The sequence below is a fragment of the Zhihengliuella sp. ISTPL4 genome (genome assembly GCF_002848265.1).
Classification (GTDB): domain Bacteria; phylum Actinomycetota; class Actinomycetes; order Actinomycetales; family Microbacteriaceae; genus Microbacterium.
On record NZ_CP025422.1, the window covers coordinates 2,440,043 to 2,455,465 of the forward strand.

The following is a 15,423-nucleotide window of genomic DNA, read 5'->3' on the forward strand; positions in this document are numbered from 1 at the left end:
TTTCAGCGGGCGAAGAGGTAGCGGGTCAGGGCGACGACGGAGCCGGGATCGTGGGCCTCGCGGCCGAGGGACTCCACGATGATGGCCCCGAGGATCGCGCGGCCGAGTTGCTCGACCGGGGCGTCGTCCGGAAGCTGACCGTCGCGGATGCCGCCGCGGAGACGCTCCGACAGGTACTTCTCCACCCCGAGGCTCTCCCCGAGGTGCGCGCCGACCGAGGCGTCCTCCGTGGCCGCGGCCACGAGCGACCGCAGCAGCACCCCGCCCTGCGGCTTCTCGAGGATCGACAGCACGCTGCGCAGCCAGGTCTCCACGTCGGCGGAGAGGTCTCCGGTGTCGGGCACGACGAAGTCCACGGGGATGAGACGCCCCTCGGCCAGGCATTCCCCGATGAGGGCGCCGCGCGACGGCCACCAGCGGTAGATCGTCTGCTTGCCGACCTTGGCCTCCTTGGCGATGCCCTCGATCGTGAGCCGGTCGTATCCCTGATTGTGGAAGAGCCGGGCCGTCGCGTCGAGGATCGCCTCGCGGGCCGCGGTGCTGCGCACGGGGCCGCTGCGATGCTCGTTCACCATGCGTTCAGGATAGCCACAGATCCCTAGACGAGACGTGCCGTATGCTCTTTTCGTCTGAAGGAGATCACGTGGCTTCACTGCTGTTCCGTCTGGGTTCTTTCGCTGCGCGCAAAGCATGGACGGTGATCGTCTCCTGGGTGCTCATCCTCGGGCTCGGCGTCGGCGCCTTCCTCACGTTCGGCGGCACGCTGAGCAACAGCTTCGACATCCCGGGCACCGCCTCCGGCGAGGTCACCGATCAGCTCGCCGACAAGCTGCCCGACACCGCCGGTGGCACCGGGACCATCGTCTACAAGACCGATGACGGCGAGCCGTTCACCGACGAGCAGAAGCAGGCGATCTCCGACCTCGCCGCGAGCGCGGAGGACCTCGACGGCGTCGCCTCCGTCGTCGACCCGTTCGACGCTCAGCGGCAGCAGGACGAGCAGACGAAGGAGCTGACGGACGGCCAGGCCCAGCTGGACGACGGTCGCGCCCAACTCGATGCCGGACAGGCGCAGCTCGACGCCGGACGGACCCAGCTCGAGGCCGGGATCACCCAGCTCGAAGGCGCGCGGGCTCAGGCGGAGGCCGCCGGCGCGCCGGCCGCGCAGACCGCCGCGCTCGACGCGCAGCTCGCGCAGCTGAACGCCCAGCTCGCTCAGCTCGACGCGCAGCAGGCCACCATCGACGCGAACCGCGACGAGCTCGCCGACAACGCGGAGCAGCTGGAGCTCGGCACGACGCTCCTCGACCTCGCGGACGGCATCGGCGTCGTCTCGGAGGACGGCTCCACGGCGATCGTCAACGTCTCCTTCGTCGACCCGCGCCTGGAGCTCGCCGAAGAAACCAAGCAGAGCACCATCGCCCACTTCCAGGACGAGGAGATCGACGGCGTCACGGTCGACTTCGGCACCGACATCGCCCAGGGCGTGCCGGAGATCTTCGGCGTCGGCGAGGCCATCGGTCTCGCGTTCGCCGCGGTCGTGCTCATCGTCATGCTCGGTTCGCTGATCGGCGCGGCCCTGCCCATCGTCACGGCCGTGGTCGGCGTCGGCGTGGGCGTCACGGCGTCGCTGGCGTTCTCCGGCGTCGTCGACATGGCCTCGGTCACTCCCGTCCTCGGCGTGATGCTGGGGCTCGCTGTCGGCATCGACTACTCCCTCTTCATCGTGAACCGGCACCGCAAGCAGCTGCTGGCCGGGTCGCCCGTGCGCGAGTCCATCGGCCTGGCCACCGGCACCTCCGGGACCGCGGTGGTGTTCGCGGGGACCACGGTCATCGTCGCGCTCCTCGCCCTCAACGTGACGGGCGTGCCGTTCCTCGGCCTCATGGGCACGGTGGGAGCGGTCTGCGTCGCGGTCGCCGTGCTCGTGGCCGTGACCCTCGCCCCGGCGATCCTCGGCCTCGTCGGCACCCGCCTGCTCGGCCGCAAGGCGCGGGCGACCATCGGCCAGGAGCACGCGGCCGGGAAGCCCGTACGCCGGATGTCGACGCTGCGCGCCGTCGTCACCGCGCTCGTCAGCGTGGTCGCGCTGCTCGTCATCGCGATCCCCGCGATGTCGATGCGGCTCGGTCTCCCGGACGGGTCGAGTGAGCCCGCCGATTCCACCAGCTACCGCGCGTTCCAGACCGTCGACGAGCAATTCGGCGAGGGGGCGAACGGGCCGCTCCTGGTCACCGCGACCCTCGACGACGCCGTGAGCGACGACGACCTCCTGGCCACGCAGGTGACCGTCGCGGAGAAGATCGCCGAGCAGGACGACGTGGTCGCGGTCGCGCCCATCGCGACGTCGGACGACAACACGCTCCTCGCCTTCCAGGTGCTGCCTGCCGAGGGCCCGAACAGCGCCTCCACCGAGAAGCTCGTGCAGGATCTCCGGGGACTGCCCGAGATCGACGGCGACATCACCCTCGGCGTCGCCGGTCAGGCCGCCACCAACATCGACATCTCCGAGGCCCTGGCGAGCGTGCTCCCGCTGTACCTCGTGGTCGTCGTGGGGCTGTCGCTGCTCATCATGATCGTCGTGTTCCGCTCGCTGCTCGTGCCGCTCATCGCCACGGGAGGGTTCGTGCTGTCGCTCTTCGCGACGTACGGGCTCATCGTCGCGGTGTTCCAGTGGGGGTGGGGCGCCGACCTCATCGGGTTGCACAGCACCGGTCCGATCCTGAGCTTCCTGCCGGTGATCCTCGTCGGCATCCTGTTCGGGCTCGCGATGGACTACCAGCTCTTCCTCGCGTCGGGGATGCGGGAGGCCTATGTGCACGGCGCCTCCGCGCGCGATGCCGTGGCGCAGGGCTTCCGGGCCGGGCGCTCGGTCGTCATCGCGGCCGCGCTCATCATGGTGTCGGTGTTCGGCGGGTTCGTGTTCTCGGAGTCGACCATCATCCGGTCCATCGGGTTCGGTCTCGCGTTCGGCGTGCTGCTCGACGCGTTCGTCGTGCGGATGCTGCTGATGCCCGCGCTCATGCACCTGCTCGGACGCTCGGCCTGGTGGCTGCCGAAGTGGCTCGACCGCATCATCCCGAACGTCGACATGGAGGGCGCGGCGCTGGAGCGGGATCACCCCAGCGTGCACACCGATTCCGTGCCCACCGTGGAGGCTCCGCGCACCCGGGCCGAGCGTCGCGGCTGAATCGCGGTCGCGGGGGCAGGCTGTCCGGAGAGGACAGGCGGGCGCGGGAGTTCAGGCACTGGCTGCCGGTGTCGCCTGAACCCGCGCGGACGCCTGGACCCGCGATGGCGCGGGTGTCGCTGGGCCTAGAGTGGGCGCATGGATCTGCGAGCGCTATTGGAAGAGCGCCGCGCCGAGGCCGAGGCCCGCGTCACGGCGACGGCGACCACCCTCGCGGAGCTCATGCACGACCGCGAGGGTTCGAACGACGATGACGAACACGACCCGGAAGGGGTGACGCTCTCGTCGGAGTGGTCGCGACTGTCGGGGCTCGCCGAGGCCGCGCAGGCCGAGCTCCGCCAGGTGGACGAGGCGCTGATGCGGATGGACGCCGGGACCTACGGCATCTGCGCGCGCTGCGGCAGGCCCATCCCGCCGGAGCGCCTGGAGGTGCGCCCGTTCGCGGAGTACTGCGTGGCCTGCGCCGAGAAGCTGGGTCGCTGACGCCGGAGTAGCATCGCGGGCATGGCCATCGCCCTCGAGAACATCGGGATCGCCGTGCGCGACCTCGACGCCACCATCGCCTTCTTCACCGACCTGGGGCTGTCCGTGGTCGGACGGGACGAGGTGAGCGGCGAGTGGGCGTCCACCGCGGTCGGGCTCGACGGGAACCACGCACGGATCGCCGTGCTGCAGACCCCGGACGGGCACGGGCAGATCGAGCTGTTCGAGTACATCCACCCCGAGGCGATCGAGACGGAGCCGACGCGGCCGAACGAGATCGGCATGCACCGGATCGCCTTCTCCGTCGACGACATCGATGCCTCCCTCGCCATCGCCGCCCGGCACGGATTCCATCCCCTGCGCGGCGTCGCGAACTACCGGGACATCTACCGGCTGACCTACCTCCGCGGCCCCAGCGGGATCATCCTCATGCTCGCGCAAGACCTCACGAAGGCCTGAGCCCGCTCGGCCGGGCACGTCAGGCCACCATGCCGCGCCAGATCACCTCGATGGCGGCGCGCAGGCGAGCCACGACGGTCGGGTCGCTGATCCGGTCGCCGCGGACGACAAGCTGGTAGTACGCGACTCCGGCGACCGCGTCGAAGCACGCCTCCACGTCGAGATCCGCCCGGAGCTCGCCGCGTGCGACGCCGGCCCGCAGAGCGTTCTGCAGCGGGACCCGACGGCGGGAGACGTGCGACTCCCAGTACGCCTTCTGCAACGCCCGATCGGACATGACGAGGCGGATGCGCTGACGGAACCGCTCCTCGGAGTACCCCGGTGCGGACGGGGCCACGCCCTCCACCCCGAGCCCGAGACCCGTGAGGACGATCTCGCGCAGGTCGGCGTCCTTCGGGTATTCCGGAGGAACCTCGCGCCCCACGTCCAGCGCCGCCGCGATCAGCGTGGTCAGCGACGGCCACCGCCGATACAGGGCCGCCCTGCTCACGCCGCTCCGGGCGACGACCCGCGCGACGGTCACGTCCTCTCCCGCGTCGATGATCTCCAGCGTGGCGGCGACGATCTGCCCGTCGATGTCCTCGTCGCGGGGACGGCCGGGCCGACGCCGCAGCGCAGCCCCGGCATCCATCGTCGACATCGTCACGCGGCCAGCGCCCGCTCACGCAGTCGCGCGATCGTGGCATCCGACAGGCCGGCCGCACGGAGGGGTGCCAGCGGGTCGCCGTGCTGAGCCCGGAGCGTGTCGAGGAGGCTGCGCATGGACACGTCCATCGACCCCTCCAGCAGCGCCGCCGACGCGTCCCGCGCGTCGAGGTCGAAGCCGAGCGCCTTCCACATCGCTCCCATGACCGGAGCGGTGCGGGCCATGATCGCGACCATGTTGTCGCCGGTGCGCGCGTAGTCGGCCACGATGTCGTCGTCCCCGGCCCCGAGGGCGAGCAGCAGCATCGCGGCGAGGACTCCGGTGCGGTCGCGCCCCGCCGCACAGTGGAACGCCGTCGCTCCCGGGGTGTGCGCGATGACGTTGAGCGCGGTCACGAGCTGCGGCGCCGCCCCCTCCACCATGCGCAGGTACATCAGCCCCATGGCCTCGTGCGTCAGCGCCGGGTGTTCCCGATCCATCGATGCGCCGACGTCGGCGATGAGCGGGAGGTGGTGGTACGCCACCGGGTGCTCACCGAGCGGACCCCGGCCGGTGACCGAGACCTCGAGCGGCGAGCGCAGGTCGATGATGGCCGTCAGCCCGCCCGCGAGGAGCTCGTCCGCGACGTCCGCTGTCACGTAGGCGAGGTCGTCGGTGCGGATGGCCAGACCCGGACGGAGCACCCCGCCGTCGATGGCGATGCCGCCGAGGTCGCGCAGATTGACCGGCGCGCTGAGGATGAGATCGGTGTCGATCGTGGTCATGTGATTCTCCTTCGGATGAGGGCACTGCCCTGGTCGATCAGCGTGACGAGCACGATGATGCAGAGGATGATGGCGCTGAGGTGGCCGTAGTCGTACATGCGCATGGCGGTCGTCAGCTCCAGGCCGATGCCGCCGGCGCCGACGAGACCGAGGATCGTCGCGCCGCGGACGTTCCCCTCGAACAGCAGCAGCGTGTACGAGGTGAGCAGGGGTGCCGCCTGGGGGAGCACGGCGTACTGGATCACCTGGCGCTTCGAGGCGCCGACCGCCTCCATCGCGACGACGGGACCCCGGTCGACCTGCTCCATGGCCTCCGCGAAGATCTTCCCGATCGATCCGATGGAACCGAGCGTCATCGCGAGGATGCCGGCGAAGGGTCCGAGCCCCACCGCCGAGACGAACATGAGGGCGAAGACGAGGTCGGGCACGGAACGGATGATGTTCATGATCCAGCGCGTCGGGTAGTACAGCCACCGCGGCGCGAGGGTCGACGTCGCCCCGAACGCGACGACCAGGGACAGCACCGCGCCGAGGACCGTGCCGACGACGGCCATCTGGAACGTCTCCAGCAGCAGCGCGAGGATGGTGCCGATCTTCGAGAAGTCAGGCGGGAACAACCGGGACAGGAACTCCCCCATGTTGACGGCGCCCTCGCCGAGCTTCACGAAGTCGAACCCGGCTCCGGCGAACGACCAGAACAGCAGGAGGGCGGCGACCGGGATGCCGAGGAGGAAGCGGGCGCGGGGGACCCGGAAGGCGCTCTCGAGCCGGGCGCGCTCCGCCGGGTCGAGCTGGGGGCGTACGGTCCGGTCCTGGCGCTCAACGGTCGTGGTCATCGCCGTGCTCCTCGTCGTCGTACAGGGCCTCCAGTGCGGCCGCGTCCAGCTGCGACGTGACGCCGGAGACGAGCATCTCCCCGTGCCGCAGTCCGACGATGCGGTCGCTGTGCGCGAGGGCGAGTGGCAGCACATGCAGGCTCACGAGCACCGGGATCCCGTCCTGCACCGCGATCTCGCGAAGCAGTCCGAGCACGGAGTCGGCGAGCTTCGGGTCGAGCGAGGCCACCGGCTCATCGGCGAGGATCAGCTTCGGCCGCTGCATGAGTGCGCGGGCGATCGCCACGCGCTGCTGCTGGCCGCCGGACAGCGACCGCGCCGGCGCCGCCGCCTTGTGCGCGATCCCGACGCGGTCGAGCAGGTGGAGGGCCCGGCGGCGATCCGCGCTCGTGAAACCGCCGACGAGATTGAGAGGTCCCGCGGTGTGCAGCGCCCCGGTCAGGACGTTGGTGAGGACGCTGAGGCGCGGGATGAGGTTGAACTGCTGGAAGACCTGCCCCACCTCTGACCGCAGCGTGCGCAGCTCGCCGCGCGCCAGATTCGTGACGTCGTGTCCGGCGACCCGCGCCGATCCGGCGGCGATGGGCGCGAATCCCGTCAGGCTCCGCATCAGCGTGGACTTCCCCGACCCGGAAGCCCCGAGGAGAGCGACCATCTCGCCGGGGAAGAGGTCGAGGTCGACGCCGTCCAGCACCGTCGTGGTGTCGTAGGCGACGCGCAGACCGCGGACGCTGACGAGCGGCGGCGCCTGGCGCACCTCGGCCGTCGGCGTGCGTCCGGCATCCTGGTGCCGGGCAGCCACGGCGGCGACGCTCATGCCCGTCACTGGAGGTCCTTCAGCTCGACGCCCGCGACGGCCGCGATCTCCGCGAAGGACTCGAACGCGCTGTCCTCCGGGTCGACGGTCTGCGGGGCGGCCGCGAACGACCCGAAGGCGCCCAGCTTCTCGGCGTTCTCGGGGGTGAACACGGCGGCGATACCGTCCTGGATGACGGTGCGCGTCTCGTCGTCGAGTGAGGGACGACCGAGTACGGCGCCGGCGACGTCCATGGCGGGGCTCTCGCCGACCGCACGCCACTCGCCGTCCGCGAAGGGGAACATCGGTGCGCCGAGCTCGGTGAGCATGACGGCGGTGCACGCGGCATCCACCTGCCCCTGCTCCAGGGCCGCGAAGCTGCCCTCATGGCCCCCCGCGAAGATGGCCTCGTAATCCTCGCCCTGCTCCAGCCCGGCCTCGTGCAGCATGTAGACCGGCATGAAATAGCCGGAGCTGGAGGCCTGATCCGCGAACGCGACGGTCTTCCCCGCGAGGTCCTCGACCGTCTGCACGGGCGAGTCGGCGAGCACGACGCAGGTGGACACAGGCTTCCCGTCGCCCTCGAACGCGACGAGGGCATCGACCTCGCCGGTGTTCACGGCGAGCGCGGACGGGAATCCGCTCATGATCCCGATATCGACGTGGTCGGCACGGATGGCCTCCACCACGCTGAGGTAGTCGGGAACGTCGGTGATCTCGACCTCGCGGCCCGTCGCCTCCTCCAGCAGCGCGCCGAACACCTCGATGGGGTTCTCGGCCGTGGGGTCGTCGCCGACGGGGATCGTGGCGATCGTGATCGGGGCGTCCGGGTCGGCGGGGGCCGCATCGGCGGTGGGGGTCTGGCATCCGGTGAGGGCAAGGGCGGCCACGCCCAGGAGGCCGACGGCGGGCAGGGTGAAGCGGCGCATGATGACCTTTCGGGAGGTGAGGCCCCGGGATTCCGAGACCATCGGTATTCCAACTCCCGAAGGTGACGGGCAATTACGAGACCGCCGTACCCGTATCCGAACGCTTCATGAACGGATGGTGTCGCCGCCCGGGTCAGCGGGAGGCGAGCGCCTCGGCGACTTGTTCGAGCACGGCGATCGGAGCGCGCATCTCGGACGCGGGGACGGGGAGCTCGCCGGTCTCGAGCATCCCGGCGAAGGCGCGGACGCCGGGCCGCACGTACCCGGGGCCGATCGGGATCTCCCGACTCGCGATGCCGTGGCGGCCGACGACGGTCGCCCGGAACGGCACCTGACGATCGCCGTCCGGCCGCACGAACTCCAGCGTCACCGGCACACCGTCGACGCGGGAGCGGACGACGATACCCGCGGGAAGGAACCGCACCTCGACGTCCTCCGCGGTGCCGGGCCGCAGGACCTGCGCGAGATCGGCGATGTGGATGCCGTAGAAGAAGATGCCGCTGTACGGGCTGTCCGGATCGGCGGGACCGGTGACGGTCACCGCCTGGACCTCCCCGACGCGGGCCGCCTCCGTCGTGAGCTCCGCGGTGTCGGCGAGCCAGCGGAGCGTGGACGATGAGGTGACGGGCGCCCGCCCACGCTCCGCGGCGGCCAGGATCGCATCGGCATCGGCGACGGTCGCCGCGAGCGGCTTGTCCACCCACACCGGCACTCCGGCCTCGAGGAAGGGGACGGCGAGAGCACGGTGGTCGGCACCGTCGCGAGCGGTCACGATGAGCGCATCCACCGTGCCGCGAAGCGCGGCCGCGTCGTCGACGACGCGTTCGATGCCCCCGAGGTCCGCCAGTTCCCGGGTGCGCTCCGGCTCCCCCGCGACGAGAGCCGTGATCCGTACGGGCACCTCCGCGGCGTCGGCGTTCAGGAAGCGCACGATCTCCGTCGCGTGGCTGTTCTCGATGCCGACGATGCCGACGCTCTTCATCCGGCCGCCCTTCCTCTCGTGCGGACCCCCGGCGAACCGCCGTCGCGCAGTAGGCTGAACCCATCATGGACGAGTTCATCCGGGGCTTCTGGAACTTCGCGGGTGACTACTGGTGGCTCGTCTTCCCGATCATGGGCATGGCCGGCGGAGCCGCCAAGGCCTGGGAGCGCAGCTCCAAGCGTCGGCACGAGCGCCGGCTGGAGACACTGCGCATGAAGGCGCAGCTGAAGACGGCCGAGATCGAGGCGCGCGCGGCCGGGCAGCACGCGAAGCGCCGGGGTCCGACCGTGGTCGACACGACCGCGTCGGTGGCGCCCGACGACCTGCTCGCCCGCCTCTTCGCGGAGCACGACGAGATCACCGCGCGCTGGCTGGACTACGAGCTCGACGTGGCCAAGCTCATCGCCTTCCCCGCGATGAGCGACGGTCGCCAGCCGCTCACGGCCGCCTTCCTCCGCGCGAAGAAGACCGCGGATGCGCTGCGCCCCGCCTCCCCCGACGCGAAGCTGTCGGAGCAGCAGATCGCAGAGTACCTGCAGGCCGTCGGCGACTACGCCGTCGCGTTCGAGATCGCGGAGAAGGACGCCCGCCGGCTGCGCGACTCGACGTTCACCGAGGCCGAGCGCAAGCGTCTCGACCGCGCGCAGCAGCTCCTCAAGGTGGCTGTGGACGAGTCGGCGACGCAGTCCGAGCGGAACATCGCATACAAGCGGGTGCGCGAGGAGCTCGACGGCCTCATCCTGCTCTCGGACGAGGCCGTGACCGTGCTCGAGAAACAGGTCGCGAAAGAGCTTCCGTCCGCGACGGCCGCATCGGCGGATCATGCCGAACCCGTCCCGGAGCCGCTGCCCGTGACCGACCCGCGGCGAACGGCGGAGGGCGCATGACTCCCGAGAACGTGACCGGCCCGGTCGCCGTCCACGCCGAGGCCCCGGTCTGGTGGCCCGGGTGGGGCGGCCTGCGCTGGGTCGATGGGGACGCGGGCGACCTGCTCACCCTCCGCGGCGACGAGATCGTCCGCCAGCACATCGACGACGAGTACCTCGCGTTCTTCCGTCCGCGGACGTCCGGGGGCTTCGTGGCGGTGGGCGCGCGCACCCTCTACCTCGCCGACGGCCCCGACGCGGAGGCCCGTCCCGTCGCGACCCTGCTCGACGACGGCGCGGTGCGCATGAACGACGGCTGCTGCGACCCCCGAGGACGGCTCCTGGCCGGATCCATGTCCACGGACTCCACCGAAGGTGCCGGGACCGTGCTGCGCATCGACGCCGCCCTCGACGTGACCACGGTGCTCCCCCGCGTGACCTCGTCCAACGGCGTCAGCTACTCCCCGGACGGCCGCCGCGTCTACTACGTGGACACCGACACCGGCCGGATCGACGTGTTCGACGTGGCCGAGGGCGACCTCCGCGGACGCCGGGTGTTCGCGCACATCCCCGAAGACGACGGCGTGCCCGACGGCCTCACGGTCGCGGCGGACGGCAGCGTCTGGGTCGCACTGTGGGGCGGGGGCCGCGTGCGGGGGTTCGAGCCTTCCGGCACCGTGCGCGAGGACATCGTGCTGCCGGTGCCCCAGGTCAGTGCCTGCACCTTCGGCGGCGACGACCTCGGCACGCTCTTCATCACGACCTCCGCGCAGGGTCTGCCGTCCGATCACGGCACCGCCGCGGGCTCGGTGTTCGCGGTCCGTCCCGGGGTGCACGGCCTCCCGGTCCTCCCCTTCGCCGGGTGACCCGTTCGCGGCGACAGGCGAACGCGCGGCATCAGGCACCTTTCCCCTCCACTCGCCTGAGTTGGCGCGGCTGCCTGAGTGCGCGGGCGTCCGGGAGAGGCCTCTACCCGGGACACGGTTGCACTCAGCGAAAGGAACCGTGCCCCGGGCACAGGCCTCACCCGAGACGGACCCGCTCCGTGCGCTGGCGCTGGCGGCCGAGCCGTTCGATCTCGATCGTCATCTCGTCGCCGTCCTGCAGGTAGGGGAAGCGTCCGGACAGCGCGACGCCCTGTGGGGTGCCGGTGTTGATGATGTCTCCCGGTTCGAGCACGAGGTAGTGGCTGAGCTCGTGCACGAGCCGCAGCACCGGGAAGATCATGTCGGCCGTGGAGGAGTCCTGCCGCGGTTCGCCGTTCACGAAGGACCGAAGGCGCAGCGTCTGAGGGTCGACTTCGTCGGCGGGCACCAGCGCGGGGCCGAGGGGGTTGAACGTCTCGGAGCACTTGCCCTTCGACCACTGTCCTCCGGAGACCTCGAGCTGATACGCCCGCTCGGACACGTCGTTCGAGATCGTGTAGCCGGCGATCACGTCGCGCGCGGCCTCGACGGAGGGCAGGTACCGCGCCGTGCGGCCGATGACGACCGCGAGCTCGATCTCCCAGTCGACCTTCTCGGCGCCCGGGGGGAGAAGCACGACGTCGTCCGGCCCCACGACCGTGTTCGGGTGCTTGAAGAACACCACCGGCTGTGCGGGCGGCTCGGCGCCCGACTCCGCCGCGTGCGCCGCGTAGTTCTGTCCGATGCAGATCACGGCGGTCGGCCGCGCCACGGGGGCGCCGACGCGCAGCCCCGTGATCTCCACCTCCGGCAGCGAGCCGTCGGCCAGCGCCGCGCGCACGCGGGCGATGCCACCCGCGGCGAGGAAGGCGCCGTCGATGTCGCGGGTCAGGGATCCGAGATCGCGCACCACGCCTTCGTCATCGCGGACGTAGGGACGCTCGTGGCCGATCGCGCCGAGTCGCAGCAGTTCCATGGGAGTCCTCTCAGCGCGCGGCGGCGAAGGTCGGGTTGACGATGGGCACGGCCTCGCCGGCGAGCGAGCGGATCACGTTCTCGGCGGCGTGCACGGGGAGGTCGGCCAGAGCCTCCGGCGAGTACCAGGCGGCGTGCGGCGTGAGGAGCACGTTGCCGAGCACCCGCAGCGGGGAGGTGCCGGGGAGAGGCTCCTCCGCGAAGACGTCGAGCGCGGCACCGGCGAGCCGTCCGCCACGCAGCGCCGCGGCTAGCGCGTCCTCGTCGATGAGCGGGCCGCGGCAGGTGTTCACGATCACCGCTTCGCGCTTCATCGTCGCCAGCGCCTCGGCGTCGATCAGGTGGCGGGTCTCGTCCGTCAGCGGCACGTGCAGGGTGAGGATGTCGGCGCGGGCGATCGCCGACGGGATGTCGACGGGCTCGCAGCCCGCGTCGCGCACGGCATCGTCGGAAGCGTACGGGTCGGCGACGAGCACGCGGAAGCCGAGCGCCCGGCATCCGCGGGCCACGATCGATCCGATGCGCCCGAAGCCGAGCACCGACACGGTGGTGGAGGAGGGGCGCACGGCGAGCGGCCGGGCGTCGACGGCCTTCCAGACGCCGTCGCGCACGGCCCGGTCGTAGGCGGAGAGGCCGCGGGCCTGGCTCATGATCATCGCGACGGTGTGCGCGGCGACCTCTTCGATGCAGTAGCTCGGCGTGTTCGCGACGGCGATGCCGCGGGCCGTGGCGGCCTCGACGTCGATCATGTCGTAGCCGATGCCGACCCGGCTGATGAAGCGGAGGTTCGGCAGGCGGTCCATGAGGGCGCCGTCGATGCGTGCCCACTGCACGACCAGCGCCTCGGCGTCGGCCCCGGCGGCAGCGATGTCGTCCGGACTGCCGGAGGCGGCCCGCTCGGCACGGAGGCCGGCGGCGCGGAGGGTGTCTTCGATGACGGTTCCCGGAAGGTCGCAGTCGGTGACGAGGATGAGCGGCGCGGTCATGGATGCGATGCTATAGCATCTAGCGATTCTCTCCTACCGGGCTGTGCCCGAGCCGTGTCATTGCTATAGCGTTTAGTCATGACTGTTCGCCGCGCACTCGTCACGGGCGCCAGTTCCGGCATCGGAACCGCCGCCGCCCTCGAACTCGCCCGGGAGGGCGTCGCCCTCTGGATCACCTACGCCGGACGCGAGGCCGAAGCCGCACGCGTGGCAGAGGAGTGCCGCGCCGCCGGCTCCCCCGACGTCCGCGTGTCGCGCCTCGACCTCCGTGACCCGGAATCGATCACCGCGCTCATCACGGAGGTCACCGCCGCCTGGGGCGACCTGCACGTCCTCGTCAACAACGGCGGCGTGTGCCCGTACACCCCGTACCCCGAGATCGACATCGAGGAGTGGGACTTCGTCCTGGAGACGAACGCCCGCGGCACGTTCCTGCTCACCCGTGCGGCGCTCCCCCTGCTCCGGGCCGCGGGCGGCGACCGCTCGGTCATCAACATCGCCTCGATCGCCGGGCAGGTCGGCGCGCTGCAGACGGGCATTCACTACGCGGCCAGCAAGGGGGCGATCCTCGCGATCACGCGCAGCTTCGCCCGGCACCTCGCCGCCGAGGGCATCCGCGTCAACGCCGTCACGCCCGGCCCGGTCGCCAGCGCGATCACGGATCAGCTCCAGGGCGAGGGCCGCGCGAAGCTCGAGTCGGGCATCCCCCTCGGTGCGTTCGGGCAGCCGGAGGACGTCGCCTGGATCATCGCGTCGCTCGCCTCGGAGCGGGCCCGCTTCATCACCGGAGCCACCTACGACGTCAACGGAGGAGTTCGCATTGACTGACCGCACCGCCCTGGACCGTTCTGCCCTCGACACCGTGCAGGCGCAGCTCGACGCCTTCAACGCCCACGACCTCGACGCCTTCGTGGCGACCTATGCCGACGACGCCGTGGTCACCGGTGTCGCGCCGGAGCCCCTCGTCGGGTCGGCCGCGATCCGCGCCTTCTACGAGCCGCGCCTGCAGAACCCCGAGCTCTCCTGCGTCATCGACACGAGCGTCCTGTTCGGCTCCCGCTGGGTCGTCGCGCAGGAGCGGGTCATCAACGCCGGCGTCGCGACGGAGACCATCGCGACCTTCGACGTGGTCGACGGCGTGATCTCCCGGGCGTCGATGCTCAAGGCCTGACCCGCTTCGAATCGCCCGATTGGCTGTGTTTCCGGCCGAAATGGGACCATTCAGGCGATTCGAAAGGGGTCAGTGGTGCTCCGGGAGCACCGGGGACGACCAACCGGGGTCGCGGCCGAGGTGGGCGGCGCGGGAGACCGAGGCGGAGCCGTAGCGGTCGCGGAGCGTGTCGAGCACGGTGTCGAGGCGGGACTCGTCACCCCAGTCGATCGGCAGCTCGGGCGCCACGTTGTCGGCCGCGTCCAGCTGGGTGAACGAGAGGCCGAGCAGGGTGATCCCACGGCCACTGATCTCCGGCTGCGCCGCGGCGAGGAGCGTCCGGGCGACCGCGAGCAGCAGGGCCGTGCGGTCGGTCGGCGCCCGCAGCGACCGGGAACGGGTGGCCTTCGCGAAGTCACCGAAACGCAGCCGCAGCACCACCGTGCGGCACACGCGGTCGCCGTCGCGGAGACGCCGCGCGAGCCGGTCGACGATCTGGGTGAGGATGACATCGAGCTCGTCGGCCGACCGGGGACGGACACCGAGCGCCCGCTGCGACCCGATCGATCCCCGGCGCCTGGTCGTGTCCACGGGACGCGGATCCCGCAGGCGGGCGAGCGCATGGACGTGCGCTCCGGTCGCCTTTCCGAGCATCCGCTCCGCGGTCGCGGCCTCGAGCTCCGCGAGCTCGCCGACCGTGCGGATGCCGTAGCGGTGCAGCTTCTCCGCCGTCACCGCGCCGACGCCCCACAGCCGCTCGACGGGGAGCGGCAGCAGGAACTCCTCCTCCCGGTCGGGCTCGACGACGAGGAGTCCGTCGGGTTTGCTCACCGCGCTCGCGACCTTCGCGAGGAACTTCGTGCGGGCGACGCCGACCGAGATCGCCAGGCCCGCCTCGGCGCGCACGCGCTCCCGCAACCGGACGGCGATGGCCTCGGGAGTGCCGGCGATGCGCCGCAGGCCGCCGACCTCGAGGAACGCCTCGTCGATGGAGAGTCCTTCCACGAGAGGGGTGGTGTCGCGGAAGATGCGGAAGACGTCTTTGCTGGCCGCGGAGTAGGCTTCCATCCGCGGCGGCACGACGACGGCGTCGGGGCACAGCTCTCGCGCCTGCCGGCCGCCCATCGCCGTGCGGACGCCCCGCGCCTTCGCCTCGTAGCTCGCGGCCAGCACGACCCCGCCGCCGACGATCACCGGACGCCCGCGGAGCTCCGGCGCATCACGCTGCTCAACCGAGGCGTAGAACGCATCGAGATCGGCGTGCAGAACCGTCGCTTCCCCGCGCATCCCGTTCTCCCGTCGACGAGCGGATCGTCGCACGGACCGGGGACATCAGGGGCTCTTTCGGGACCTCGACCGCACCGCGGCGCTGCGTCTCCGCAAGGCACTAGGTTTAGACACGTCCAGTCGGACGCGGGGGTGTTCACCGGGGACCTTGAGTCCCATCGCATTGTCG

At 71.3% G+C, this 15,423-nt stretch carries 17 protein-coding genes; 7 read left to right on the forward strand and 10 right to left on the reverse strand.

Going from position 1 to position 15,423, the window contains the following annotated elements:
* Nucleotides 1–2: 2 nt before the first annotated feature.
* Complete coding sequence (locus CYL12_RS11595; protein WP_101847737.1) at nucleotides 3–575, reverse strand: TetR/AcrR family transcriptional regulator; 573 nt, start codon at nucleotides 573–575, stop codon at nucleotides 3–5.
* Between the two features lie 68 nt (nucleotides 576–643).
* Here CYL12_RS11595 and CYL12_RS11600 point away from each other — a divergent pair, with 68 nt between their 5' ends.
* From CYL12_RS11600 to CYL12_RS11610, 3 genes are all read left to right on the forward strand, one after another.
* Entirely contained in the window at nucleotides 644–3,190 is a 2,547-nt protein-coding gene (locus CYL12_RS11600) for an MMPL family transporter (RefSeq protein WP_101847738.1), read from the forward strand.
* A 138-nt stretch (nucleotides 3,191–3,328) separates the two neighbouring features.
* Complete coding sequence (locus tag CYL12_RS11605) at nucleotides 3,329–3,673, forward strand: TraR/DksA family transcriptional regulator (protein WP_101847739.1); 345 nt, start codon at nucleotides 3,329–3,331, stop codon at nucleotides 3,671–3,673.
* 21 nt (nucleotides 3,674–3,694) lie between these two features.
* Nucleotides 3,695–4,132 carry a VOC family protein gene (locus tag CYL12_RS11610; protein ID WP_101847740.1) on the forward strand — a complete coding sequence of 146 codons (438 nt, stop codon included), beginning with the start codon at nucleotides 3,695–3,697 and terminating at the stop codon, nucleotides 4,130–4,132.
* Between the two features lie 19 nt (nucleotides 4,133–4,151).
* On the opposite strand, the gene CYL12_RS11615 is transcribed toward CYL12_RS11610, so the two are convergent.
* The 6 genes from CYL12_RS11615 to CYL12_RS11640 form a co-directional block, all read right to left on the reverse strand.
* Nucleotides 4,152–4,763 carry a TetR/AcrR family transcriptional regulator gene (locus CYL12_RS11615; RefSeq protein WP_233486723.1) on the reverse strand — a complete coding sequence of 204 codons (612 nt, stop codon included), beginning with the start codon at nucleotides 4,761–4,763 and terminating at the stop codon, nucleotides 4,152–4,154.
* A gap of 11 nt (nucleotides 4,764–4,774) precedes the next feature.
* Nucleotides 4,775–5,542, reverse strand: a complete 768-nt coding sequence (locus tag CYL12_RS11620) for a tyrosine-protein phosphatase (protein WP_101847742.1) — start codon at nucleotides 5,540–5,542, stop codon at nucleotides 4,775–4,777.
* The gene (phnE, locus tag CYL12_RS11625; protein WP_101847743.1) at nucleotides 5,539–6,378 is read right to left on the reverse strand and encodes a phosphonate ABC transporter, permease protein PhnE; all 840 of its coding nucleotides are present in this window, start codon (nucleotides 6,376–6,378) and stop codon (nucleotides 5,539–5,541) included. The genes CYL12_RS11620 and phnE overlap by 4 nt, the downstream gene beginning before the upstream one ends.
* A complete protein-coding gene (locus CYL12_RS11630) occupies nucleotides 6,362–7,195 on the reverse strand; it encodes a phosphonate ABC transporter ATP-binding protein (RefSeq protein WP_101847744.1) in 834 nt (277 codons plus the stop codon). Before CYL12_RS11630 ends, phnE begins: the two co-directional genes overlap by 17 nt.
* A 5-nt stretch (nucleotides 7,196–7,200) precedes the next feature.
* Nucleotides 7,201–8,145, reverse strand: coding sequence for a phosphate/phosphite/phosphonate ABC transporter substrate-binding protein (phnD, locus tag CYL12_RS11635; protein ID WP_233486724.1), 945 nt, complete (start codon nucleotides 8,143–8,145; stop codon nucleotides 7,201–7,203).
* Nucleotides 8,146–8,236: 91 nt separating this feature from the next.
* Entirely contained in the window at nucleotides 8,237–9,085 is an 849-nt protein-coding gene (locus CYL12_RS11640) for a Gfo/Idh/MocA family oxidoreductase (RefSeq protein ID WP_101847745.1), read from the reverse strand.
* 65 nt (nucleotides 9,086–9,150) lie between these two features.
* Here CYL12_RS11640 and CYL12_RS11645 point away from each other — a divergent pair, with 65 nt between their 5' ends.
* Together CYL12_RS11645 and CYL12_RS11650 are read left to right on the forward strand one after the other, a co-directional pair.
* Complete coding sequence (locus CYL12_RS11645) at nucleotides 9,151–9,972, forward strand: hypothetical protein (protein WP_101847746.1); 822 nt, start codon at nucleotides 9,151–9,153, stop codon at nucleotides 9,970–9,972.
* Nucleotides 9,969–10,817: an SMP-30/gluconolactonase/LRE family protein gene (locus CYL12_RS11650; RefSeq protein ID WP_101847747.1), complete on the forward strand. Its 849-nt coding sequence runs from the start codon at nucleotides 9,969–9,971 to the stop codon at nucleotides 10,815–10,817. Before CYL12_RS11645 ends, CYL12_RS11650 begins: the two co-directional genes overlap by 4 nt.
* 157 nt (nucleotides 10,818–10,974) lie before the next feature.
* Here the strand turns inward: CYL12_RS11650 and CYL12_RS11655 are convergent, their stop codons facing one another.
* Both CYL12_RS11655 and CYL12_RS11660 read right to left on the reverse strand, forming a co-directional pair.
* Nucleotides 10,975–11,832: a fumarylacetoacetate hydrolase family protein gene (locus CYL12_RS11655; RefSeq protein ID WP_101847748.1), complete on the reverse strand. Its 858-nt coding sequence runs from the start codon at nucleotides 11,830–11,832 to the stop codon at nucleotides 10,975–10,977.
* 10 nt (nucleotides 11,833–11,842) lie between these two features.
* Entirely contained in the window at nucleotides 11,843–12,817 is a 975-nt protein-coding gene (locus CYL12_RS11660; RefSeq protein WP_101847749.1) for a C-terminal binding protein, read from the reverse strand.
* A gap of 78 nt (nucleotides 12,818–12,895) precedes the next feature.
* Between CYL12_RS11660 and CYL12_RS11665 the strand changes: the two genes are divergently transcribed.
* Nucleotides 12,896–13,645 (forward strand): SDR family NAD(P)-dependent oxidoreductase, encoded by a 750-nt coding sequence (locus CYL12_RS11665; RefSeq protein ID WP_101847750.1) that lies wholly within the window; start codon nucleotides 12,896–12,898, stop codon nucleotides 13,643–13,645.
* On the forward strand, nucleotides 13,638–13,988 hold the full coding sequence (locus CYL12_RS11670) for a nuclear transport factor 2 family protein (RefSeq protein WP_101847751.1): 351 nt from the start codon (nucleotides 13,638–13,640) through the stop codon (nucleotides 13,986–13,988). Before CYL12_RS11665 ends, CYL12_RS11670 begins: the two co-directional genes overlap by 8 nt.
* A gap of 69 nt (nucleotides 13,989–14,057) precedes the next feature.
* Here CYL12_RS11670 and dinB read toward each other — a convergent pair whose 3' ends face one another.
* Complete coding sequence (dinB, locus tag CYL12_RS11675) at nucleotides 14,058–15,254, reverse strand: DNA polymerase IV (protein ID WP_101847752.1); 1,197 nt, start codon at nucleotides 15,252–15,254, stop codon at nucleotides 14,058–14,060.
* Between the last annotated feature and the right edge of the window lie 169 nt (nucleotides 15,255–15,423).